This window comes from Ochrobactrum chromiisoli, from assembly GCF_026241335.1.
Classification (GTDB): domain Bacteria; phylum Pseudomonadota; class Alphaproteobacteria; order Rhizobiales; family Rhizobiaceae; genus Brucella; species Brucella chromiisoli.
In genome coordinates this window covers 39,779-61,729 of record NZ_JAPHAV010000003.1, presented here as the reverse complement: position 1 = coordinate 61,729, position 21,951 = coordinate 39,779, and the positions used below count along the sequence as shown (strand labels likewise).

The following is a 21,951-nucleotide window of genomic DNA, read 5'->3' as shown; positions in this document are numbered from 1 at the left end:
AATCTGCCAGATTCGAATTCGATAGCTCAGGATGCACGATGCAGAGCAATGCTGAAACGACTGTAACGCCCTCAAGCCGTCTGCGCCTGACGCGCATTGATATTGCGCGTGGCGTCGCGCTAATTGCGATGGCGATTTATCATTTCGGCTGGGATCTTGAATTCTTCGGTTATATGGCAGCGGGCACCACCGGGCATGGCGGCTGGAAACTCTTTGCACGCTGCATCGCGTCGAGCTTTCTGTTTCTCGTTGGTTTCAGTCTTGTTCTGGCCCATGGCCGCGCCATTCGCTGGAATGCGGTTGGAAAGCGCCTGCTGCAAATCGTAGCAGCGGCTGCGGCTATTTCTGCAGTGACATATTACATGTCGCCCGACAATTTCATCTTCTTTGGCATCCTGCATCAAATCGCGCTGGCAAGCGTTCTGGGCCTGCTATTTCTGCATCTGCCGCCCGTTTTGACATTGGCCGTAGCCGCCTTTGTCATCAGCGCACCATTTTACGCGCAAGCCGACATTTTCAATCAGATGTGGCTGGCATGGGTTGGGCTGTCGACAATCCCACCGCGCTCGAATGATTATGTTCCGCTGTTTCCGTGGTTTGGTGCCGTGCTGATCGGCATTGCAACGGCGCGCATTTTCGAACGGTTCAACTGGCTGCCGCTGCTCTCGGGCGAGATAAAGCCCCAGTTTCTGCAGAAGCCGCTGACCTTTATCGGTCGTCACAGCCTTGCATTCTATCTGATCCACCAGCCCGTACTGATTGCACTCGTCTATTGCTTCTCGCAAGTCTCGCCGCCCGACCAGCGCGCTGCTTTTACGCAGTCCTGTGTCGCATCATGCCTGCCAAATGGCAGCGAAGCTTTATGCAACCAGTTCTGCGGCTGTGTCGTCAGCGAACTCGACAAAGCCAAACTGTTCGATGAGGTTTTTAGCGGCAAGGCTGACCAGAACAACAATAGCACGGTTCAGCAAATCGTTCAGATGTGCTCACCAGTGCCCGATAATCAGCCATAACAGTTACGTGGAAACGCCAAGCTCGGCCAGACGTTCGATACACGCTTCTTCAACCTGATCAAGTTCGGAAAGCGTTTCGTCAATATCACGGCGCTTCTGACGAAGATCAGCGCGCTTTTCTTCAACGCGCTTCATCAAAAGCTTGAGCTGCCCCGTTTCACCGGGCGGCTCGCGATACATCTGCACGATTTCATGGATTTCCGCGATTGAAAAGCCAAGCCGCTTCCCACGCATGATCTGCTTGAGAAGATGCCGGTCTGAAGGCCTGAACAAGCGCGTGCGACCACGCCGTACAGGCGCGATCAATCCCTCATCCTCGTAGAAACGCAAAGTACGGGTCGATATCCCGAATTCCCGCGTCAGTTCTGTAATCGTATAATATTCACGCACTTTTATATCCCTGCCTTGCAACATGCAGGCAATTGTTGTGCTACCGCATTTACGTAAAAGTCAATATTAAACCGTCACAAATGGTCATAATGATTAAAAATTAGGCTCCATATTTTTAGCTTGACCTTGCCATGATACTGCCGCTCATGCGTTATGAAATCATAACGGGATCAATAACTGACAGCGATTCATGCGACGCTCACTCAAATATACCCTTGTTGGACTGGTCATTGTTGCGCTTTTGGGCGCGGCACCTTTTGCGCTTGAGCCGGTTGTTCAAAAAATCGGCGAAAACTCAATCAGGCAACTCGCCAGAGACGGTAACTTCTGCACAACCGATAAATGCGATGAGGGTATAAATTACGCCATCGGATTTCTTGAAACCAATTACGGCCTGTCACCGGAAAATGTTAAATGGTGCATGGGCGTCGATGTTATTGCGCATTATGAATTGCCGTTTGGTAATGGTCTGAAAAAGTTGGTCACGGACCAGATGTATCAGCGTTGCGGTGATCCAAATCAGGATGAACCTATGGCCAACGGCACCGCAGAATAGAAGGCTTTTCGCTCAATGACGCGACTTTTTCGCATCGCCGCCTGGCTGGTTCTGGTCTCGATCCTGATTGTCACGATCAGCCCGATTCAGTTCAGACCAATCGCCAGCCAATCTGCAGATTTGGAGCGCTTTACAGCTTTCTTCCTCGTCGGGTTCCTGTTTGCTCTCGCCTACCCCCGTCATTGGGTTCAAGTTCTGATATTAACAGTGGGATGCGCGGGCATGTTCGAACTCATGCAACGCCTCGCCCCCGGTCGACATGGTGAATTTATTGATTTTGTCTTCAAAGCAATTGGCGCGATGGCGGGCGTTTGCATTGGGCGCGGACTGAGCCTTCTGCCGGTATTCAGCCCAAAAAATGAATAATAAAAAGAGTGTCTTATTTTCCAACTAAAATGGAACCAAATGTGTTTTAATGCATTGAACAGACATCAATTGTATGGAGACATGAAATGGCTGACAACAAAACCGCTAATGATATTCAGCACGCTCTCGAACAGCAGATTGCAGATCTACGCGGTGAATTAAAGCGTCTTTCCAAGTCACTGGCTTCGCAATCAAGTGAATTCAGAGATCGTGCAGAAGATGCCCTTGATGACGCATCTGGTCGTTTCCGCCACGCAGCACAGGTTGTGCGTGAACGTGGTCACGCTGTCGCAGAGACCGTGAAGGAAAACCCCGGCACCGCGACCACATTGTTTGGCACCGCGGGCCTAATCGGTATCGCGATCGGCGTTGCAATTGGCTGCATCCTTTCTGATCGCCGTTAAGAACGAAATCCTCCCAATGAAAAGCCGCGCTTCTCTGGCGCGGTTTTTTTGCGCTTTACCGGAAACAATATCACTGTTAGTCGAAGCCATTGGCAATTTGCCACCGGTCGCAGCCTACCCGGTAAAAACAAGGACAAGTGTCTGGATATTCCAGCACAGGACTGCGCCGTGGCTTTTTAAAAAGGCACGTAAATGTCTGAAAAAACGATATATTCTGACCTCAAGCAGCTCGGATCAAACACTACTGTTCCCCAATCCCCTGAAGAAGCGGTACTGGAACGGGTTCCAAACCCGCAAGCAGGAACGCCCTATTGCATTCGCTTTACCGCACCTGAATTCACCTCGCTTTGCCCCATGACCGGACAACCGGACTTTGCGCATCTGATGATCGATTACGTGCCCGGAAACTGGCTGGTCGAAAGCAAATCGCTCAAGCTGTTCCTGTTTTCATTCCGCAATCATGGCGCTTTTCACGAAGACTGCACAGTCACGATCGGCAAACGTCTGGTGGAGCTTCTGGAGCCTGAATGGCTGCGTATCGGCGGCTATTGGTATCCACGTGGCGGTATTCCGATTGATGTGTTCTATCAGACTGGAGAAGCCCCGAAAAATGTCTGGATTCCAGAACAGTCTGTACCCAATTATCGTGGTCGCGGCTGATCGCAATTTTCTGTATCTATGTGCGCAGATTTAGCGAACGTTGCCATGTAAACCGGAAGGGCTTCAGATGAAATATTTTGTTCTGTTGATCGTGCTAACAACTCTATCCGGTTGTGGTGCCGGAAAAGCGGCAATGGATGCAGGCAAGGGCTTTGACCGATTCGCCTGCATGTCCCGCAATATAAAGGGCGAGACACCCTGCCCGCAGCCCGATAACCAAAGTCAGACCCCGTAAAGCTGGAAAGAGGCAGCAATGGCCATTCAACCCGAAGACGTCCTCGATTTCTGGTTTTCAGCAAAGATGCGCGAAAACTGGTTCAGCAAAAGCGATGCAATCGATGCGGAAATTCGTGAAAAATTTCTCGCAGGCTACGAAGACGCGCGTGCCGACAAGTTTGAAAACTGGAAACAGCAGCCGGAAAGCGCACTTGCACTGACGATTTTGTTCGATCAGTTTCCGCGCAACATGTTTCGCGGCTCTGCACGCTCGTTTGAAAGCGATGGCCTCGCCCGTGATGTAGCGGCGCAGGCACTCGATCATGATTTTGACCGCAAGCTATCGGCAGAACAACGTCAGTTCTTTTATCTGCCCTTCATGCACAGCGAACATCTCAGCGATCAGAAGCGGTGCATTGATCTATACGAAAAGCTCGGTGATGAATTCTCCTTAGGCTTCGCACGCCAGCACCACGATATTATCGAACGCTTTGGCCGCTTTCCGCATCGAAACAAAGTTCTGGGCCGCGAGACGACACCCGAAGAAGCCGAATTCCTTAAAGAGCATTCCGGTTTCTGATTTCTACAATAGTCTGTAAGGTAAGATTCCACGGCGGTCGTGATCGACCGCCAATTTGCTTTTCAATGGCGGGACAGCACGCTGCACGCATTCGGCCCGCTCACAAATACGGCAGGAAACCCCAATCGGGTCAAATGCGGAGCGCGTGGTAATATCCAAACCATCCGCATAGACAAAATCCTGCGCATGTGTGATTTCACAGCCCAAAGAAATAGCATAACGACGTTGCGGGGCGTGAAATCCGCCCTCGCTCTTGGTCAGTTCGGTCGCGATGCAAAGATAGCGCGCACCGTCTGGTGTCTCAGCTAACTGACGAATGATCCGGCCCGGCGTTTCAAACGCCTGATGCACATTCCACAGCGGACACGCCGCACCATAACGGGCAAATTGCAGCTTGGCTGCACTGTGCCGTTTGGTGATATTTCCCGCCCGGTCAATCCGTGCAAAGAACACAGGAACGCCACGCTGGCCAGATCGCTGCAATGTGCTCAGACGATGCGCGACCTGTTCCAGACTGGCACCAAAGCGCGATGCCAGCAATTCAAGATCGTGCCGCAGTTCTTTGGCGGCTGAAAGAAAAGTCTGATAGGGCAAGACCAGCGCACCGGCGAAATAATTCCGCAGACCGATTTTGCAAATCTCAATCGCTTCCAATGAGCGAAAATCCGCCCGTTTTGCGATAGCGGTGACAAGCTCTTCCATCTCCAGTTCGGCAATCTGGAACGCAATCTGGAAATTGCGAGTCGAAGCTGGCGAATAAGGGTTGAGATACAGAACGCGCGCCACCGGATCAAAGCGGCGTAAAATAGCTTCATCGGGATCCGCACGCGCGACACGAACGCGATAGCGCTCCTCCATATATTGCGGCAAAGCCACACCTATATCACGATACGGAATCCTCAGCTCATCGGCAAGCTTTTCTGCAGCAATATCAAGCTCATGAACATAGTTATCGATAAAATGGAAAAAGTCGCGCACGTCTTCATAAGGCGCGGGCTCGGCAACAGATGGCGCGCGCCCAAGCTGGTTGTCGAGACTTGCAAGCTGCTCGCTATTGCGCCGATAAGCCTGATGACAGGCAATCAGCGCATGCGCTAAACCGGGCGCATTTTGCGTGATCAGCTTCAATTCCTGCAAATTCGGCTTGTAATTGTCAAACACCGGATCGGCCAACGCCTCGGATACAGCCGATAAAAGCCGATCATCATCGCCAAGCGAAATCGCACCAATATCGATCTGATAATTCTCAGCCAGCGCCAAAAGAACCGCGGCTGAAACCGGCCGCTGATTATTCTCGATCTGGTTGAGATAACTCGTTGAAATACCTAAGCGTTCAGCAAAGCCTGACTGTGTTGCCCGGTGCTGTTCACGTATTTCTCTGATCTTTCTGCCGACATAGAGTTTTCTGGGTGCCATGTTTGCAACTTTGCAATTCGCTATTTGCAAATTTATAAATTACACATCAGCACCTTTTCAAGCTTTCAGAATGCGGCATACTGGCGCTAAGCAGTCAATCAAACTCATAGCTTTCCAAGGTCATAGCGAATGCAGGAACTTCTCGAACAGCTTGAATCTCGTCGCGCAGAGGCTCGCCTTGGCGGCGGACAAAGGCGCATTGATGCGCAACACAGCAAAGGTAAGCTGACTGCCCGTGAAAGAATTGAAGTGCTTCTCGACGAAGGTTCGTTCGAAGAGTTCGACATGTATGTCACGCATCGCTGCACCGACTTCGGCATGGAAAAGCAGAAGATCGCAGGCGATGGCGTGGTGACCGGCTGGGGCACGATCAATGGCCGTCAGGTCTATGTGTTCAGTCAGGATTTTACCGTTCTTGGCGGTTCGCTCTCTGAGACCCATGCGCAGAAAATCTGCAAGATCATGGACATGGCCATGCAGAACGGTGCCCCGGTGATTGGATTGAACGATTCTGGCGGGGCGCGAATTCAGGAGGGCGTGGCCTCGCTTGCTGGTTATGCCGATGTTTTCAAGCGCAATGCCGATGCTTCGGGCGTCATTCCGCAGATTTCTGTCATCATGGGGCCGTGCGCGGGTGGTGCGGTTTACTCCCCGGCGATGACCGATTTTATCTTCATGGTCCGCGATAGTTCCTACATGTTTGTGACAGGCCCCGATGTGGTCAAGACAGTCACCAACGAAATCGTCACGGCGGAAGAACTCGGCGGCGCGTCAACGCACACCAGAAAGTCGTCGGTTGCCGATGGCGCATACGAAAACGACATTGAAACGCTGGAACAGGTCCGCATCCTGTTTGACTTCCTGCCGCTCAACAATCGTGAAAAGCCACCTGTTCGTCCTGTCTTCGATGATCCTGCCCGCCTCGAAATGCGGCTGGACACACTCATCCCTGATAACGCCAACAAGCCTTACGACATGAAGGAGCTGATTCTCGCTCTTGCGGACGAAGGCGATTTCTTTGAAATTCAGGAAGCTTTCGCCAAAAATATCATCACCGGCTTTATTCGCATGGACGGCCAGACTATTGGCGTAGTCGCAAATCAGCCCATGGTGCTGGCTGGCTGCCTTGATATTGATTCCTCACGCAAGGCTGCACGCTTCGTGCGCTTCTGCGATGCTTTTAGCATTCCAATCCTGACACTGGTCGATGTTCCGGGGTTCCTTCCCGGCACAGCGCAGGAATATGGTGGCGTGATCAAGCATGGCGCGAAACTGCTGTTTGCTTATAGCCAGGCAACCGTGCCGATGGTCACACTGATCACCCGCAAAGCCTATGGCGGCGCTTATGACGTGATGGCATCTAAGCACATCGGTGCCGACATTAATTATGCTTGGCCAACCGCCGAGATCGCCGTTATGGGCGCCAAGGGGGCTACCGAAATTCTCTACCGCTCAGAACTGGGCGACCCTGAAAAGATCGCCGCCCGCACGAAAGAGTATGAAGAACGCTTCGCCAATCCTTTCGTTGCTGCCGAACGCGGTTTCATTGATGAAGTGATCATGCCGCATTCATCCCGCCGCCGTATCGCCCGTGCGTTCTCTGCGCTTCGCAACAAGAGCCAGAACACGCCATGGAAGAAACACGACACCATTCCGCTGTAAGATTGCTACGGGTACGATACAGATGATCAAGAAAATCCTCATTGCCAATCGCGGCGAAATTGCCTGCCGGGTTATCAAAACCGCAAAGAAAATGGGCATTGCCACGGTTGCCGTCTATTCCGACGCTGACCGCAATGCGCTGCATGTCAAAATGGCCGACGAGGCCGTGCATATCGGACCAGCGCCCTCAAACCAGTCCTATATCGTGATCGATAAGATTCTGGCAGCAATCAAAGAAACGGGGGCCGACGCCGTCCATCCCGGCTATGGCTTCCTGTCGGAAAACCCGCGCTTTGCAGAGGCACTTAAAGCCGCCAATGTCACCTTCATCGGCCCTCCGGTAAACGCCATTGAGGCCATGGGCGACAAGATCACCTCAAAAAAGCTCGCATCCGAGGCTGGGGTCTCCACCGTTCCCGGCCATATGGGGCTCATCGAAGACGCAGAAGAAGCGGTTCGTATTTCAACATCCATCGGCTATCCGGTGATGATCAAGGCGTCCGCCGGTGGCGGCGGCAAGGGAATGCGCATCGCATGGAATGATGATGAAGCGCGCGAAGGTTTCCAGCTCTCACGCAACGAAGCAAAATCTTCTTTCGGTGATGATCGCATCTTCATTGAGAAATTCGTGACCCAGCCGCGCCATATCGAAATTCAGGTTCTTGGCGATCAACACGGCAATGTCATCTATCTGGGCGAACGCGAATGCTCCATTCAGCGCCGCAATCAGAAAGTGATCGAAGAAGCGCCCTCACCGTTTTTGGATGAAGCCACCCGCAAAGCTATGGGTGAACAGGCCGTAGCCCTCGCCAAGGCTGTTGGCTATTATTCCGCAGGCACGGTTGAATTCATCGTCGATGGCGAGCGCAATTTCTATTTCCTTGAGATGAACACCCGCTTGCAGGTCGAGCACCCGGTGACAGAACTCATCACCGGCATTGATCTGGTTGAGGAAATGATCCGCGTTGCATCCGGCGAGAAGCTTCGCATCACGCAGGCCGATGTCAAGCTCAACGGCTGGGCCATCGAAAGCCGCCTTTATGCAGAAGACCCCTATCGCAACTTCCTGCCTTCGATTGGCAGGCTGACGCGCTATCGTCCACCTGTCGAAGGCAAAACCGCAAGTGGCGCAATCATCCGCAACGATACGGGCGTCTTTGAGGGTGGCGAAATTTCGATGTATTATGACCCCATGATTGCAAAACTTTGCAGCTGGGGCGCTGATCGCACCAGTGCAATTGATGCCATGAGCAATGCGCTGGATGCTTTTGAAGTGGAAGGCATTGGCCACAACCTGCCCTTCTTGTCAGCGGTTATGGAGCATCCGCGGTTTCGCGCTGGCGCGCTGACCACGGCCTTTATTGCTGAGGAATATCCAGACGGCTTTGCTGGCGTTTCCGTATCGGAAGAAGATGCGCATGTACTGGCCGCTGTTGCTGCACAGATCAATATGGCGGTCGAACAACGCAACAGCCAGATTTCAGGCCGTTTATCGTCACAGGCACAATCTGTGGCAACCGAATGGGTCGTAACGCTTGGTGACTTCAGCTTGACCTTGAGGATCGCTGAGGGCGAAGGTGGGACAACAATCTACTTTGCTGACGCTCGCAGCTTACCGGTTGCCAGCGACTGGCATCCGGGCAATCAGCTTGGCTCTTTCACGGTTGACGGCAGATCCGTCGCCGTCAAGGTTCTGCGCTCCGGCACAGGCTGGCGTCTGCGCTGGCGGGGCATTGATGTGATCGCCCATGTGCGCAAGCCGCGGGTTGCAGAATTGGCAAAGCTGATGCCAGTCAAACTGCCGCCGGATACGTCCAAGATGCTGCTCTGCCCGATGCCCGGCGTTATCACCTCGGTTCTTGTCAAAGACGGTGATACCGTCGAGGCAGGCCAGCCATTGGCAACGGTTGAAGCCATGAAGATGGAAAACGTGCTGCGTGCTGAACGTCGCGCCACCGTCAAACGGATTGCGGCAGAAGAAGGCGCAAGCCTTGCCGTTGATGAACTCATTATGGAATTCGAGTGAGCACCAATATGAGCGAGCGCCCCACAAAACAGGATTGGTCGAAGCTGGCCGAAAAGGAACTGAAGCGGCCAGCCGATAGCCTCGTCTGGCATACGCCGGAAGGCATTGATGTGAAGCCGCTTTATACGGCTGACGATCTTAATGGAATCGGCCACCTTGATTCGTTTCCCGGTTTTGAGCCATTCCTGCGCGGTCCGCGTGCGACCATGTATGCGGGGCGTCCCTGGACCATCCGCCAATATGCCGGCTTCTCCACAGCCGAAGAGTCCAACAACTTCTACCGCAAGGCACTGGCCGCTGGCCAGCAAGGCGTATCGGTCGCCTTCGACCTTGCCACCCATCGCGGTTATGATAGCGATCACCCACGCGTAGAAGGCGATGTCGGCAAGGCGGGCGTGGCAATTGACTCCGTCGAGGACATGAAAATCCTTTTCGACGGCATACCACTCGAAAAAGTCTCCGTTTCCATGACCATGAATGGCGCTGTGATCCCGATCCTCGCCAATTTCATTGTGGCTGGCGAGGAGCAAGGCGTGTCGCGCGATCTGCTATCCGGCACCATTCAGAATGATATTCTGAAAGAATTTATGGTCCGCAATACCTATATCTATCCGCCAGAACCATCCATGCGGATTATTGCAGATATTATTGCTTATACCGCAGCGGAAATGCCGAAATTCAATTCGATTTCCATTTCCGGCTACCACATGCAGGAAGCGGGCGCCACGCTGGTGCAGGAACTGGCTTTCACATTGGCCGATGGGCGCGAATATGTCCGTGCGGCACTCAATAAAGGCCTGAATGTCGATGAATTTGCGGGGCGACTGTCATTCTTCTTCGCCATCGGCATGAACTTCTTCATGGAGATTGCCAAGCTCAGAGCAGCCCGGCTGCTCTGGACACGCATCATGAAGGAATTCGATCCGAAAAAGCCCGGCTCGCTGATGCTGCGCACCCATTGCCAGACATCGGGCGTCTCATTGCAGGAGCAAGACCCGTATAACAATATCGTCCGCACAGCTTTTGAAGCCATGTCGGCAGCCCTTGGCGGCACACAATCGCTGCACACCAATTCTTTTGACGAAGCCATCGCTTTGCCAACTGAATTCTCCGCCCGCATCGCGCGAAACACGCAGCTTATTCTGCAAAATGAAACAGGTGTTACTAAAGTCGTCGATCCGCTGGCAGGCTCTTATTACATCGAAAGCCTGACCAATGAACTTGCAGAAAAAGCATGGGCGCTGATCGAAGAAGTCGAAAGCCTTGGCGGCATGACCAAAGCCGTCGAAAGCGGTCTGCCAAAACGTCTGATCGAAGAAGCAGCCACCCGCAGACAGGCAGCGGTCGATAAGGGCGAAGAGGTAATCGTTGGTGTCAACAAGTTCCGTCTGGAGCAGGAAGACAGCATCGACATTCTCGAAATCGATAATACTGCGGTCAGAAAATCGCAGATCGACCGTTTGAACCGCATCAAACAAACGCGCGATAAAGCCAAAGTTGAGGCAGCGCTTGCCGAGTTGGAAAAGGTCGCAACAACCGGTGAAGGCAACATTCTGGCCGCCGCCGTTGAAGCATCGCGCGCGCGCGCAACGGTCGGCGAAATATCCGATGCAATGCGCCATGCCTTTGGCGACCACGCGGCAGTGCCGAAGGTCGTAAAACACGTCTACGGCAAGGCTTATGAGAACGAGCCTGAGTTCCAGACGCTTGTTGAACGCCTTGAAGAGTTCTCAAAGCATACCGGCGAAAAACCTCGCATCATGGTGGCAAAGCTCGGTCAGGATGGACATGACCGCGGCGCAAAAATCATCGCGTCTGCCTTTGGCGATATTGGCTTTGAAGTGCTTGCCGGACCGCTATTCCAGACGCCGGACGAAGCCGCCGATATGGCGATCAAGGCTAAAGTGCATGTGCTCGGCGTATCTTCCCTTGCGGCCGGACACAAAACCCTGCTGCCGCAGCTTGTCGATACACTTCGTAAAAAAGGTGCAGAAAACATTATCGTTGTCTGTGGCGGAGTCGTGCCGCGCCAGGACTACCAATATTTGTTTGACCATGGTGTCTCGGCGGTCTTCGGCCCCGGAACGAATGTTCTTGATTGCGCGCGCGCAGTGCTCGACCTGATGGAAGGAAAACGCAGAAACCTATAAAGATTTCATGCGCTTGAGATAATCATCGGACTCATTTTATGAGACACTTAAAGCACCGGGGCAATGTGCCCCGGACTTATACTATTGCGGCAACGTGCCCCGAGCTTATGATTTGGGGTCCGCCGATGCTGGTATCGCAGAGCTTGTGACTGAAACCGGATCGCTTGCCGGGAAGCTGTCTTCCAAGCCTTCATCCAACTGACGCTCCAGCTCTGCGCGATCACCGGATCTGCGCGCGCTGGGGCGCGTGAGCAGATTTTGCGGCTCAATTCCACATTCAACACATGCAATGTTAAAAGCCTCACCCAGTTTAAGCGCTGCGAGGCGCGTCACCTCATCGCGGCTGAGTTCCGCATCGGTCTCATTTTCAACTTTGACAGAAACGCGCTCCTCACCTTGTGTGACGAACTCAACCAAATAGACCTTGAAACCACCAAGCGAACTAATTCGTGTTTCAACGATATCCATCGCGTGAACCTCTTTACCATCTCCAAAGATAATAAACGACAGCGCAACGCGTTGGTTCCAACGCCATAGGCCGCACCCTTTTCTCATGCGATCACCGACCTATATGCAAACAGGATAAGCACACGGAAGGAGATTTTCATGGCTATCACACGCAAGGAAGAAGCCCGTGCGTTGAACGCGGAAGAACGAGAGCTGGTTGAAAAATCGCATCATCCACTTCTTCAGGATGTCCCCGACTCTGAGCTTACTCAACTGGCAAAACTGTTGCGTGATCGTCGCAGCAAGGCGCGCGATCAGGCACACCAGCGCCGCCGCGAAATGCGCGGAAAAGCAGCAGCACGTGGCGCTTCGACGTCGAAGGCAGATGAAGGCTCGCATCTGAAGGTTTCCGTTCTGGCTATGGCCATGCGCCGCATCAATGCGGAAATTGATCGCCGCCGCAGCATGTCAGCCAGCAACAATCTGGTTGAAAACGCTCAAAAAGCACTGGCAACCAAGAAAGCAAATGAGAAAAACGAGCCAGCCTTCAACACCCGCCACGCACGTCATGGCATGCGCAACATCCCCAATGAGAAAGCCGACAGTCTCGTCCGCCCTATGGAACGTGGGCGCCTGAAAAAGGCCGCCAGTGTGGCGCAAGCAAAGCGCGATTCCAAACAAAAAGCGGCTGGATAAGCCCAACATTATCTGCAATACCCGGAAAAATTTTTCCGGGTATTTTAATAAAATCAATAGGTTGAATTACATTCCTGGATCTTCGAATGAGAACATTCTTGTTGCTCAGGAAAACGGCAACCCGAAGCCCTGCATCAATCGGCGAATGGCATAATCAGGTTTCTGCGATGTAAAGACCGCCAGATCGTCGTGATGATGCAGTTCGTCATCAATATGTCTTGGCGGCAACAGCGATAAAGTACGACGCGCAATGGCTTCGGCAGGATCAAGCCAGTCGACTGGCCATGGCGCCAGCCTGCGAAACACATTGGCGAGAAATGGGTAATGCGTGCAGGCCAGCACAACAATATCCGTGCGGTTTCCATCCTTCTCGACAAAACACGGCGTGATCTGCTCAACCACCAGCGCTTCATCAATCTGCTCACCGCGAATATGCGCCTCGGCAATGCTTGCAAGGCGATCCGCACCAACTAGGCGCACATGGCATTGCGTTGCAAATGACTGGATCAGATCGCGCGTATAGGCACGCTTGACTGTACCCGGCGTTGCAAGAACTGACACAAGCCCCGACGAGGTGCGCTCAGCAGCAGGCTTGATAGCGGGAACGGTGCCAACAAACGGCACCGAAGGATAAGCGCGACGCAGATCGTCAAGCACCAGCGTCGAAGCCGTGTTACAGGCGATCACCGCGATTTCAGGGTCATGCTCAGTGATAAACTGACCGAAGAGTTCGACAATGCGCAAGCGCAACGCTTCTTCTTCCCAATCGCCGTAAGGAAAACCGGCATCGTCTGCGATATAAATAAATCGCCGATCCGGCATCATCACTCGCGCCTCGCGCAAAACTGTCAGCCCGCCGATACCACTGTCAAAGACCAAAATTGGTCTTTCTGTCGCGGTTGAAGACTTGCCGGAAAGCTCTGCTGCAGGCGGGTGTTTCATTCAGCCTTGTCCTCTTTTGCGGGTTTGCGTGCACGACCTTCCGGGGCACCAGAGCCGCGTGGCTTCTTGGGTGTGAAAGCATCAAGCGATGTGATGACGCCGCGCAAAAGCTTAAGTTCTGCCGATGCAAAACCTGCGCGAGTCAAAACAGAACGCAGATTATTGACCATTATTTCTTTCTTCGCCTCGGGACGGAAATAACCCCGAATATCAAGCGCCTCTTCCAGATGGTTGAAAAGACTCTGCAATTCCAGCTTCGGCGCAGCTTCCATTTCTGGCCCACGGAAAACCGTGTCCGTTTCGGTTGCAAGGCCAGATTTCATCCACTCGTAAGACATGAGCAGCACAGCCTGCGCAATATTAAGCGATGCAAAAGCCGGATTAACCGGAAATGTCACCAGCTCATCAGCAAGACCAACTTCCTCATTGCTGAGACCAAAGCGCTCACGCCCGAAAAGAATGCCGATCTTCTCACCACGCACAAAACGACGACGCAACTCATTGTTTGCTTCCACAGGGCTACGCACCTGCTTGAAACCATCACGTTCACGCGCGGTGGTCGCATAGACAAAGTTGAGATCGGCAATCGCCGAAGGCAGATCATCATAAACAACCGCATTGTCGATGATATGATCGGCCTTGCTTGCCGCAGCACGCGCTTTTTCACTTGGAAATTCCTCGCGCGGCTGCACCAATCGCAGTTCCGCGAGGCCAAAATTTGCCATGGCACGCGCCACCATGCCGATATTTTCCGGCAATTGCGGATTAACCAGAATGATGGCTGGTCCTTCCGTGATCATTGGGCGCTGCTTGTCTGTTCCTGCCATGATATTTTCCGCTTATTCCTTAAAATCGTGGCGCTTCCCTGACATAAATGACAGAAAATCGCAAAGATTCCCCTTACATTCGATATCGAAAAACACGTGTAGTAGCGGAATAACACCAGCTCTGCGCCCATCCATGTCAGACTGCCCTGACCGACATCGACGTTACAGGGAGGAAAATCATGTCCGGCAAAAAAATTCTCATGATCTGCGGCGACTTCTGTGAAGACTACGAAACAATGGTTCCGTTTCAGACGCTGCTCGCGGTTGGTCACAAGGTTCATGCCGTATGTCCCGGAAAGAAAGCGGGAGACGCCATAGCGACCGCTATTCACGATTTTGAAGGCCATCAGACATACACCGAAAAACCCGGCCACAATTTCAAGCTCAATGCAACATTTGCCGATGTTAAGGCTGAAAACTATGATGCGCTTGTTATTCCCGGCGGTCGCGGGCCGGAATATCTGCGCCTTGATGACAAGGTCATCGCAATCGTCAGAAAATTCTTTGAAGCAGACAAACCAGTCGCCGCCGTTTGCCATGGCGCGCAGCTTCTCGCCGCAGCGCGCGTTCTTGATGGGCGCACCTGCTCGGCCTATCCGGCCTGCCGCCCGGAAGTTGAGCTGGCCGGCGGCACTTATGCCGATATTCCTGTCGATGAGGCGGTCACGGACGGCAATCTGGTGACAGCACCTGCATGGCCTGCCCATCCGGCGTGGCTTTCGCAATTCCTTGCTGTGCTCGGCACCAAAATCACGCATGGTTAGACGCAAGCATTTGCTTTCATCCTGCACCGCATTTCGATAAAAATGCCAAATCAGAGCCTTTCCGCAAATTCTGTCGGAAAGGCTTTCTTGCAATGACATGGAAGACCAGATGAAAACTGCCAGATCCCTTGCTCTCTCGTTAGCCATCAGCATGAGCGCCATTTTTGCAGGCGCATCAAATATCGCCCATGCGCAGGATGCGGCTGAAGCAGAGGTGGCCGTTACATCAGAGCAATATCCGGCTCCCTCGCCGGAAACATTCGGCCAAACACAATTTGTCTTGTCGGGCAATCCGATTGTTCCTCCGCGCGATTACAGTAAAGGAACCATGCTTCCATCGAAAAACGACTATTCGTCCAATGAAAGCGGACGCATCTATGATATTGTTTTTGTTGGTTTAGAAGCCGATAAAATGCAGTTTGATATCAGAGCCTACTCGATTGACAGTCTGGAATTTCCAGCATCAGGCCAGACGGTAGAATTTCCCGCTGATCAGCAAAAAGTGGAAATCCGCGATCTCACATTGAACATTAATGAGGCAACCGCCGGAAGCATCACTTATAGCGTTCAACCCCTGAACTAAGTTGCAGGCGAAGGCAAACTGCGCGACACTATCCCGGGACATATTTTGGGAGGAAATCATGTGCAGATTGTTCATCGGGGCTGACGCGTTACTCTGGCAAAGTGTAACCCGCTCACTGCGTATTGACGGGGTGGTCACAAGTGTCAGACTGGAGAACTTCTTCTGGTCAGCGCTGGAAGAGATTGCCGGACGTGACGAGATGTCAGTCAGCCGTCTCCTGGGCAAACTCTATGGAGAATCGCGCCCGGAAGGTCACGATCTCGATAATTTCGCATCGTTTCTTCGGGTTTGCTGCGGACGCTATCTGGCACTTCAGGTCAATGGCCTTGTGCCGATAGACAAATCAGCTGCAATCTCGACATTGGACGCAGACGCTATTTTGTTGCGCGAACAGCAAACTTATCGCGATCAGCGCTCAGAATGGCGAAAGTCTGCCCATCACGCCGCCTGAAAATGTGCCTATAGGCCAAAGAATGAGTCTCTGACGCTTTGCCTTCGCGTTTACCGATGTTATACGAGCGCGACGCATTCAATGAGAGGCATTATCAATGGCAAAAATCAAGGTTGCAAACCCGGTCGTTGAACTCGACGGCGATGAGATGACACGCATCATCTGGCAGTTCATCAAGGACAAGCTGATCCATCCATACCTCGACATCGATCTGAAATATTACGATCTGTCGGTAGAGCACCGCGATGCGACCAACGATCAGGTTACCATTGATGCTGCAAACGCCATCAAGGAACACGGCGTTGGCGTAAAATGCGCAACCATCACGCCGGATGAAGCCCGCGTTGAAGAATTCAAGCTCAAGAAGATGTGGAAGTCGCCAAACGGCACCATCCGTAACATCCTCGGCGGCGTTATCTTCCGCGAACCAATCATCTGCAAAAACGTCCCTCGCCTGGTTCCAGGCTGGACACAGCCAATCATCGTTGGCCGTCACGCTTTTGGTGACCAGTACCGCGCGACCGACTTCAAGTTCCCGGGCAAGGGCACGCTGTCGATCAAGTTCGTCGGTGAAGATGGCGAAACCATCGAACACGAAGTCTATCAGGCACCGAGCGCTGGCGTGGCAATGGCCATGTACAACCTCGACCAATCGATTCGTGAATTTGCACGCGCTTCGCTGAACTATGGCCTGCAGCGCAATTATCCGGTCTATCTCTCGACCAAGAACACCATTCTCAAGGCCTATGACGGTCGCTTCAAGGACATCTTCGAAGAAGTCTATCAGACTGAATTCGCTGAAAAGTTCAAGGAAGCAAAGATCTGGTACGAACATCGCCTGATCGACGACATGGTTGCCTCGGCTCTCAAGTGGTCCGGCGGTTATGTCTGGGCTTGCAAGAACTATGACGGCGACGTGCAGTCCGACATCGTGGCACAGGGCTTTGGCTCGCTCGGCCTGATGACCTCGGTTCTGATGACGCCGGATGGCAAGACTGTTGAAGCAGAAGCTGCACACGGCACCGTGACCCGTCACTATCGTCAGCACCAGAAGGGCGAAGAAACTTCGACCAACTCGATCGCTTCGATCTTTGCATGGACCCGCGGCCTCGCACATCGTGCAAAGCTCGACAACAATGCAGAACTGAAGCGCTTTGCTGATACCCTGGAAAAGGTCTGCGTGGACACCGTTGAAAGCGGCTACATGACCAAGGATCTGGCGCTGCTCATCGGCCCAGATCAGCCTTGGCTCTCGACCACCGGCTTCCTCGACAAGATCGACGAAAATCTTCAGAAGGCAATGGCTGCTTAAGCCTAAGCCAATTCAAATTGAGACGGCGGGATTTTCCCGCCGTTTTTTGTTTACCGCTCACTATTCGGCATCGTCCATGGGATCGTTCACCGCTCTACGGCCTTCACAACACAACAAATTGAGTGATGAGAAAAATCAGAGCTGAAAAGCTTTGGTAAACGCTTGCGCGCCAGCGGGGGAAAAGGCAATCACACGCCCCGCTTCGCGGCGTGCCCAGCCTTTATCGATGAAGGTTTTCAGAAGTGCAGCACCCAGTGCGCCACCCAAATGATTGCGTCTTTCACTCCAGTCGAGACAATGACGACAAAGCGGTCGTTTGCCTTTTTGCAGCGCATCGACATCAATCCCCATGCATGAAAAGAATGATTTTCCCTCATCGGTCAGCAGAGGCTCACTGGCATGATCAATCAAACCGAGTTTATAAGACGCATCAAGCATTTCCACGCCGCGCTCACCCGCCAGATGATCATAGCAAATACGCGCTTTTCGCAGTGCGTGGTCTTTAGGACCAGTGCGAACACGCACGGCACCAGTGCGTTGGGCAAGCCCCATCAAACCTTCGAGCACCTGTGCTACGTCCGGGCCTGATAGCCTGAAATAACGGTGCCTGCCCTGCTTCTCAGCCACAAGCAAATTCGCGGCATCAAGCTTGGATAGATGCCCGCTGGCTGTCTGAAGCGTCACGCCCGCCGCAGCAGCAAGTTCGCTTACCGTCAAAGCACGGCCGTCCATCAGCGCGGTGAGCATGTTTGCGCGTGCCGGATCGCCCAACAGGGCTGCAACAGAAGCTATGATAGGCCCGTCTTTCATACTTCGATGCTAACCGAAGCATGGATGAAGTTCAATGCGCTAAAACGTCTCCAGCAAATCAGCCAATTTCAGGAGATAAGAATGATTACCTGCTTTATACGCTATCAAATTGATCCGTTCAAAGCCGAGGCTTTTGCGGAATATGCACGCAATTGGGGACAGGCAAGCCCACGTTGCGGTGCCAATCTGATTGGCTATTTCGGCCCGCATGAAGGCTCCACCACAACAGCTTATGGTGTTTATTCAATCGAAGACCTTGCTGCCTATGAAAAGTTTCGCGCACGTCTGGCTGCTGATCCAATCGGCCGAGCGAATTATGAATTTGCAAAACGCGAACAATTTATCCGGTGTGAAGAGCGCATATTTCTCAAACTGCAATCCGCTCCGCATGCGGAGTTCATCAAGCCATGATCGCTGTTATTTTTGAAGTCTGGCCAGCAAATGATGAGAGGCGTGAGCAGTATCTCGATATTGCCGCAAGCCTGCGCGCTGATCTTGCGCAAATCGACGGTTTTATATCGATTGAACGTTTTCAAAGTCTGGTTGAGCCAGAAAAGCTGCTGTCCCTCTCCTTCTGGCGGGATGAAGAGGCAGTCAAACAATGGCGCAATCTACCCACCCATCGCATCGCACAGGCAAAAGGGCGCGGCGGTGTTTTTGAAAACTATCGCCTGCGCGTTGCGGATGTGGCGCGGGATTATAGCCTTAGTGAGCGCGATGAAGCGCCCGTCGATAGTCGTAGAGCGCATGCAGCATAAAGAAAGGCCGGGAAATCCCGGCCTTTTCATTCTTATACGCAATTTATCAAATAATCAGCGCTTTCACTGCAACGATGGCATCGTTTGCCTTGGCGCCATCGGGGCCACCAGCCTGTGCCATATCCGGGCGACCGCCGCCGCCTGCGCCACCAAGAGCAGCCGATGCAGCACGAACAAGATCAACCGCGCTAAAACGACCAACTAAATCTTCAGTGACAGCAGCAACAGCGCTTGCCTTGCCATCTTCACCAACACCAATAAAAAGAACGACGCCGGAGCCAACCTGTTTCTTGCCTTCATCAGCCAGCGGCTTGAGATCGCGTGGCGAAACGCCGGTCACAACCTTACCAAGGAAGTTGACGCCATTGACGGTTTCAACAGCACTGCCACCATCCGAAGAGCCGCCGCTCAACGCAAGCTGTCGGCGCGCATCTGCAAGTTCACGTTCCAGCTTCTTGCGTTCGTCAACCAGTGCGTTGACACGCTCGAGTGCTTCAGACGGTGTCGTTTTCAGTGCACCAGCAATGGCTTTGACGCGCTCATCCTGTTCTTCAAGGTAAAGGCGAGCCGCCTCACCCGTCAGCGCTTCCATGCGGCGAACACCGGCAGCAACGCCGCTGTCAGAGAGAATGCGCACAAGGCCGATATCGCCGGTTTGGCGCACATGCGTGCCACCGCAAAGCTCAACAGAGTAAGCCTTGCCAGCCTTTTCGCCATGCTTGGCCGTGCCCATCGAAACAACACGCACTTCATCGCCATATTTTTCGCCAAACAGCGCCATCGCACCTTCTGCAATCGCATCGTCTACGGCCATCAAGCGCGTTGAAACCGGCGCATTTTGCAGGATGATCTCATTGGCGAGATTTTCAACAGCGGTCAGTTCTTCTGCCGAAATCGGCTTTGGATGCGAGAAGTCGAAACGCAGGCGATCAGGCGCAACAAGCGACCCCTTTTGCGCAACGTGGGTTCCAAGGGTTTCGCGCAGCGCTTCATGCAACAGATGTGTTGCCGAATGGTTGGAACGGATACGCGTGCGACGCTCGGAATCCACCTTCAGCTCAACGGCTTCACCGACCTTTGCCGAACCGCTGGTCACTTCGCCTGTATGTACGAAGACACCTTCGCCCTTTTTCTGCGTATCCTTGATGGTGATGACAAAGCCTTCACCCGAGATTGTTCCGGTATCACCCTGCTGGCCACCGGATTCGCCGTAGAAAGGCGTCTGGTTGACCACGACGGACACGGTTTCACCCTCAGATGCCGATGCCACTTCTCCACCATCGCGCACAAGTGCCGTGATGACACCTTCCGCACTTTCGGTTTCATAGCCGAGGAATTCGGTCGCGCCGACCTTATCCTTAATGCCGAACCAGATGGTTTCGGTTGCAGCTTCGCCCGAACCCGTCCAATTGGCGCGTGCTTCGGCCTTCTGGCGTTCCATGGCAACATTAAAGCCATCAGTGTCAACCGTCACACCGCGCTGCCGCAAAGCATCCTGCGTCAGATCAAGCGGGAAACCATAGGTGTCGTAAAGCTTGAATGCAGTTTCGCCATCAAGACGATCGCCCTCAACCAGATTTTCCGAAGCATCGGAAAGCAGGCCAAGCCCGCGCTCCAGGGTCTTGCGGAAACGGGTTTCTTCCAGCTTGAGCGTTTCTGAAATCAGCGCTTCTGCACGGATGAGTTCCGGATAAGCCTGCCCCATTTCGCGGATCAGGGCTGGCAGCAAACGCCACATCAATGGCTGGCTCGCCCCAAGAAGCTGCGCATGACGCATCGCGCGACGCATGATGCGACGCAGCACATAACCGCGACCTTCATTCGATGGCAGCACGCCATCGGCAATCAGGAAGCTCGATGCACGCAGATGATCGGCAATGACGCGGTGGCTGGCGCGGAAATCGCCTTCAGCCTTGACGCCTGTTGCTTCTTCCGAAGCGCGGATCAGCGCTTTAAAGAGATCAATATCGTAATTGTCATGCACACCCTGAAGGACAGCAGCAACACGTTCAAGCCCCATGCCAGTATCAATCGATGGGCGAGGCAGATCAATGCGTTGATCAGGCGTAACCTGTTCAAACTGCATGAAAACGAGATTCCAGATTTCGATGAAGCGGTCACCGTCTTCGTCAGCCGATCCGGGAGGTCCGCCCCAGATATGATCGCCGTGGTCGTAGAAAATTTCCGAACACGGACCGCATGGGCCAGTATCCCCCATCGCCCAGAAATTATCACTTGTGGCAATGCGAATAATACGATCGTCGGAAAGGCCTGCGATCTTCTTCCAGAAATTCGCAGCATCATCATCCGTGTGATAAACGGTGACGAGCAGCTTGTCCTTATTGAGGCCGAATTCCTTGGTGATCAGGTTCCAGGCATGGCTGATCGCTTCTTCCTTGAAGTAATCGCCAAAGGAAAAATTGCCGAGCATTTCAAAGAAAGTGTGGTGGCGAGCGGTGTAGCCTACATTATCAAGGTCATTGTGCTTTCCACCTGCGCGCACGCATTTCTGCGACGTTGTCGCGCGGCTGTAAGGACGGTGCTCAAGACCGGTGAAAACATTCTTGAACTGCACCATGCCCGCATTGGTAAACATGAGCGTTGGATCATTGCGCGGCACCAATGGACTTGATGAAACAACCTCGTGTCCGTTCTTACGGAAGTAATCGAGAAACGTAGATCTTATCTCGTTGACGCCAGCCATAATTCACCCTTGGGCTTCTTCCACCCTGCACGGACGCACCCCTCAAAGAAGCACATCGATTATCTTTTCTCCACCCGCAATGCGGCGACAGACTTCGGCACTTAAGCCGCTGCGTTCCGTACTGCCCGACAAGGAACATGGAGTTTCGGTTGACTGCTTTTAACGGCGCACTGCTTTTCTGTCCAGATAAGCAGTGTGCGCTATAAAAGCAATTTCGC

The 21,951-nt window shown here is 53.1% G+C and carries 24 protein-coding genes; 17 read left to right on the top strand and 7 right to left on the bottom strand.

The features are described from left to right. Window positions 1-38: 38 nt before the first annotated feature. Window positions 39-1,013, top strand: coding sequence for a DUF1624 domain-containing protein (locus OPR82_RS09500; RefSeq protein WP_265984546.1), 975 nt, complete (start codon window positions 39-41; stop codon window positions 1,011-1,013). A gap of 3 nt (window positions 1,014-1,016) precedes the next feature. Here the strand turns inward: OPR82_RS09500 and OPR82_RS09495 are convergent, their stop codons facing one another. Next, window positions 1,017-1,403: a MerR family transcriptional regulator gene (locus OPR82_RS09495; RefSeq protein ID WP_094577492.1), complete on the bottom strand. Its 387-nt coding sequence runs from the start codon at window positions 1,401-1,403 to the stop codon at window positions 1,017-1,019. 190 nt (window positions 1,404-1,593) lie between these two features. On the opposite strand from OPR82_RS09495, the gene OPR82_RS09490 reads away from it, so the two are divergent. The 6 genes from OPR82_RS09490 (at window position 1,594) to OPR82_RS09465 (ending at window position 4,185) form a co-directional block, all read left to right on the top strand. Then, window positions 1,594-1,959: a hypothetical protein gene (locus OPR82_RS09490; RefSeq protein ID WP_265984545.1), complete on the top strand. Its 366-nt coding sequence runs from the start codon at window positions 1,594-1,596 to the stop codon at window positions 1,957-1,959. A gap of 15 nt (window positions 1,960-1,974) precedes the next feature. Beyond that, window positions 1,975-2,325, top strand: coding sequence for a VanZ family protein (locus tag OPR82_RS09485; RefSeq protein WP_265984544.1), 351 nt, complete (start codon window positions 1,975-1,977; stop codon window positions 2,323-2,325). 86 nt (window positions 2,326-2,411) lie between these two features. Then, window positions 2,412-2,729, top strand: a complete 318-nt coding sequence (locus OPR82_RS09480; protein WP_265984543.1) for a DUF883 family protein — start codon at window positions 2,412-2,414, stop codon at window positions 2,727-2,729. A 192-nt stretch (window positions 2,730-2,921) separates the two neighbouring features. Further along, window positions 2,922-3,389 carry a preQ(1) synthase gene (gene queF / locus OPR82_RS09475; protein WP_265984542.1) on the top strand — a complete coding sequence of 156 codons (468 nt, stop codon included), beginning with the start codon at window positions 2,922-2,924 and terminating at the stop codon, window positions 3,387-3,389. Between the two features lie 67 nt (window positions 3,390-3,456). After that, on the top strand, window positions 3,457-3,624 hold the full coding sequence (locus OPR82_RS09470) for a hypothetical protein (protein WP_265984541.1): 168 nt from the start codon (window positions 3,457-3,459) through the stop codon (window positions 3,622-3,624). Between the two features lie 18 nt (window positions 3,625-3,642). Continuing rightward, the gene (locus tag OPR82_RS09465; RefSeq protein WP_265984540.1) at window positions 3,643-4,185 is read left to right on the top strand and encodes a DUF924 family protein; all 543 of its coding nucleotides are present in this window, start codon (window positions 3,643-3,645) and stop codon (window positions 4,183-4,185) included. Window positions 4,186-4,188: 3 nt separating this feature from the next. On the opposite strand, the gene OPR82_RS09460 is transcribed toward OPR82_RS09465, so the two are convergent. Continuing rightward, complete coding sequence (locus OPR82_RS09460) at window positions 4,189-5,601, bottom strand: helix-turn-helix domain-containing protein (RefSeq protein WP_265984539.1); 1,413 nt, start codon at window positions 5,599-5,601, stop codon at window positions 4,189-4,191. Between the two features lie 129 nt (window positions 5,602-5,730). Here OPR82_RS09460 and OPR82_RS09455 point away from each other — a divergent pair, with 129 nt between their 5' ends. From OPR82_RS09455 to scpA, 3 genes are read left to right on the top strand one after another with little or no spacing between them, the layout of a single operon-like run. Beyond that, window positions 5,731-7,263: an acyl-CoA carboxylase subunit beta gene (locus tag OPR82_RS09455; RefSeq protein WP_265984538.1), complete on the top strand. Its 1,533-nt coding sequence runs from the start codon at window positions 5,731-5,733 to the stop codon at window positions 7,261-7,263. Between the two features lie 22 nt (window positions 7,264-7,285). Then, on the top strand, window positions 7,286-9,289 hold the full coding sequence (locus OPR82_RS09450; RefSeq protein ID WP_265984537.1) for an acetyl-CoA carboxylase biotin carboxylase subunit: 2,004 nt from the start codon (window positions 7,286-7,288) through the stop codon (window positions 9,287-9,289). 8 nt (window positions 9,290-9,297) lie between these two features. Further along, window positions 9,298-11,439: a methylmalonyl-CoA mutase gene (gene scpA, locus OPR82_RS09445; protein WP_265984536.1), complete on the top strand. Its 2,142-nt coding sequence runs from the start codon at window positions 9,298-9,300 to the stop codon at window positions 11,437-11,439. A 105-nt stretch (window positions 11,440-11,544) separates the two neighbouring features. Here the strand turns inward: scpA and OPR82_RS09440 are convergent, their stop codons facing one another. Beyond that, complete coding sequence (locus tag OPR82_RS09440) at window positions 11,545-11,907, bottom strand: hypothetical protein (RefSeq protein ID WP_265984741.1); 363 nt, start codon at window positions 11,905-11,907, stop codon at window positions 11,545-11,547. Between the two features lie 138 nt (window positions 11,908-12,045). Here OPR82_RS09440 and OPR82_RS09435 point away from each other — a divergent pair, with 138 nt between their 5' ends. Then, the gene (locus OPR82_RS09435) at window positions 12,046-12,582 is read left to right on the top strand and encodes a hypothetical protein (protein ID WP_265984535.1); all 537 of its coding nucleotides are present in this window, start codon (window positions 12,046-12,048) and stop codon (window positions 12,580-12,582) included. Between the two features lie 105 nt (window positions 12,583-12,687). Here OPR82_RS09435 and murI read toward each other — a convergent pair whose 3' ends face one another. Both murI and OPR82_RS09425 read right to left on the bottom strand, forming a co-directional pair. Beyond that, window positions 12,688-13,524: a glutamate racemase gene (gene murI, locus OPR82_RS09430; RefSeq protein ID WP_265984534.1), complete on the bottom strand. Its 837-nt coding sequence runs from the start codon at window positions 13,522-13,524 to the stop codon at window positions 12,688-12,690. Further along, window positions 13,521-14,351: an RNA methyltransferase gene (locus OPR82_RS09425; RefSeq protein WP_265984533.1), complete on the bottom strand. Its 831-nt coding sequence runs from the start codon at window positions 14,349-14,351 to the stop codon at window positions 13,521-13,523. Before OPR82_RS09425 ends, murI begins: the two co-directional genes overlap by 4 nt. A gap of 179 nt (window positions 14,352-14,530) precedes the next feature. Here OPR82_RS09425 and OPR82_RS09420 point away from each other — a divergent pair, with 179 nt between their 5' ends. The 4 genes from OPR82_RS09420 to OPR82_RS09405 all read left to right on the top strand — a co-directional run bounded on the left by OPR82_RS09420 (window position 14,531) and on the right by OPR82_RS09405 (window position 17,461). Further along, on the top strand, window positions 14,531-15,115 hold the full coding sequence (locus tag OPR82_RS09420; RefSeq protein ID WP_265984532.1) for a DJ-1/PfpI family protein: 585 nt from the start codon (window positions 14,531-14,533) through the stop codon (window positions 15,113-15,115). Between the two features lie 109 nt (window positions 15,116-15,224). Then, on the top strand, window positions 15,225-15,698 hold the full coding sequence (locus OPR82_RS09415) for a hypothetical protein (RefSeq protein WP_265984531.1): 474 nt from the start codon (window positions 15,225-15,227) through the stop codon (window positions 15,696-15,698). A gap of 58 nt (window positions 15,699-15,756) precedes the next feature. Further along, window positions 15,757-16,149, top strand: coding sequence for a ribbon-helix-helix domain-containing protein (locus OPR82_RS09410; RefSeq protein ID WP_265984530.1), 393 nt, complete (start codon window positions 15,757-15,759; stop codon window positions 16,147-16,149). A gap of 97 nt (window positions 16,150-16,246) precedes the next feature. Beyond that, the gene (locus OPR82_RS09405) at window positions 16,247-17,461 is read left to right on the top strand and encodes an NADP-dependent isocitrate dehydrogenase (RefSeq protein ID WP_265984529.1); all 1,215 of its coding nucleotides are present in this window, start codon (window positions 16,247-16,249) and stop codon (window positions 17,459-17,461) included. Between the two features lie 135 nt (window positions 17,462-17,596). Here OPR82_RS09405 and OPR82_RS09400 read toward each other — a convergent pair whose 3' ends face one another. Further along, the gene (locus OPR82_RS09400; RefSeq protein WP_265984528.1) at window positions 17,597-18,271 is read right to left on the bottom strand and encodes an ArsR/SmtB family transcription factor; all 675 of its coding nucleotides are present in this window, start codon (window positions 18,269-18,271) and stop codon (window positions 17,597-17,599) included. 81 nt (window positions 18,272-18,352) lie between these two features. Here OPR82_RS09400 and OPR82_RS09395 point away from each other — a divergent pair, with 81 nt between their 5' ends. Then, window positions 18,353-18,682 carry an NIPSNAP family protein gene (locus tag OPR82_RS09395; protein WP_265984527.1) on the top strand — a complete coding sequence of 110 codons (330 nt, stop codon included), beginning with the start codon at window positions 18,353-18,355 and terminating at the stop codon, window positions 18,680-18,682. After that, on the top strand, window positions 18,679-19,029 hold the full coding sequence (locus OPR82_RS09390; protein ID WP_265984526.1) for an antibiotic biosynthesis monooxygenase family protein: 351 nt from the start codon (window positions 18,679-18,681) through the stop codon (window positions 19,027-19,029). The genes OPR82_RS09395 and OPR82_RS09390 overlap by 4 nt, the downstream gene beginning before the upstream one ends. A 46-nt stretch (window positions 19,030-19,075) precedes the next feature. Here OPR82_RS09390 and alaS read toward each other — a convergent pair whose 3' ends face one another. Further along, on the bottom strand, window positions 19,076-21,733 hold the full coding sequence (alaS, locus tag OPR82_RS09385; protein ID WP_265984525.1) for an alanine--tRNA ligase: 2,658 nt from the start codon (window positions 21,731-21,733) through the stop codon (window positions 19,076-19,078). Window positions 21,734-21,951: the final 218 nt, after the last annotated feature.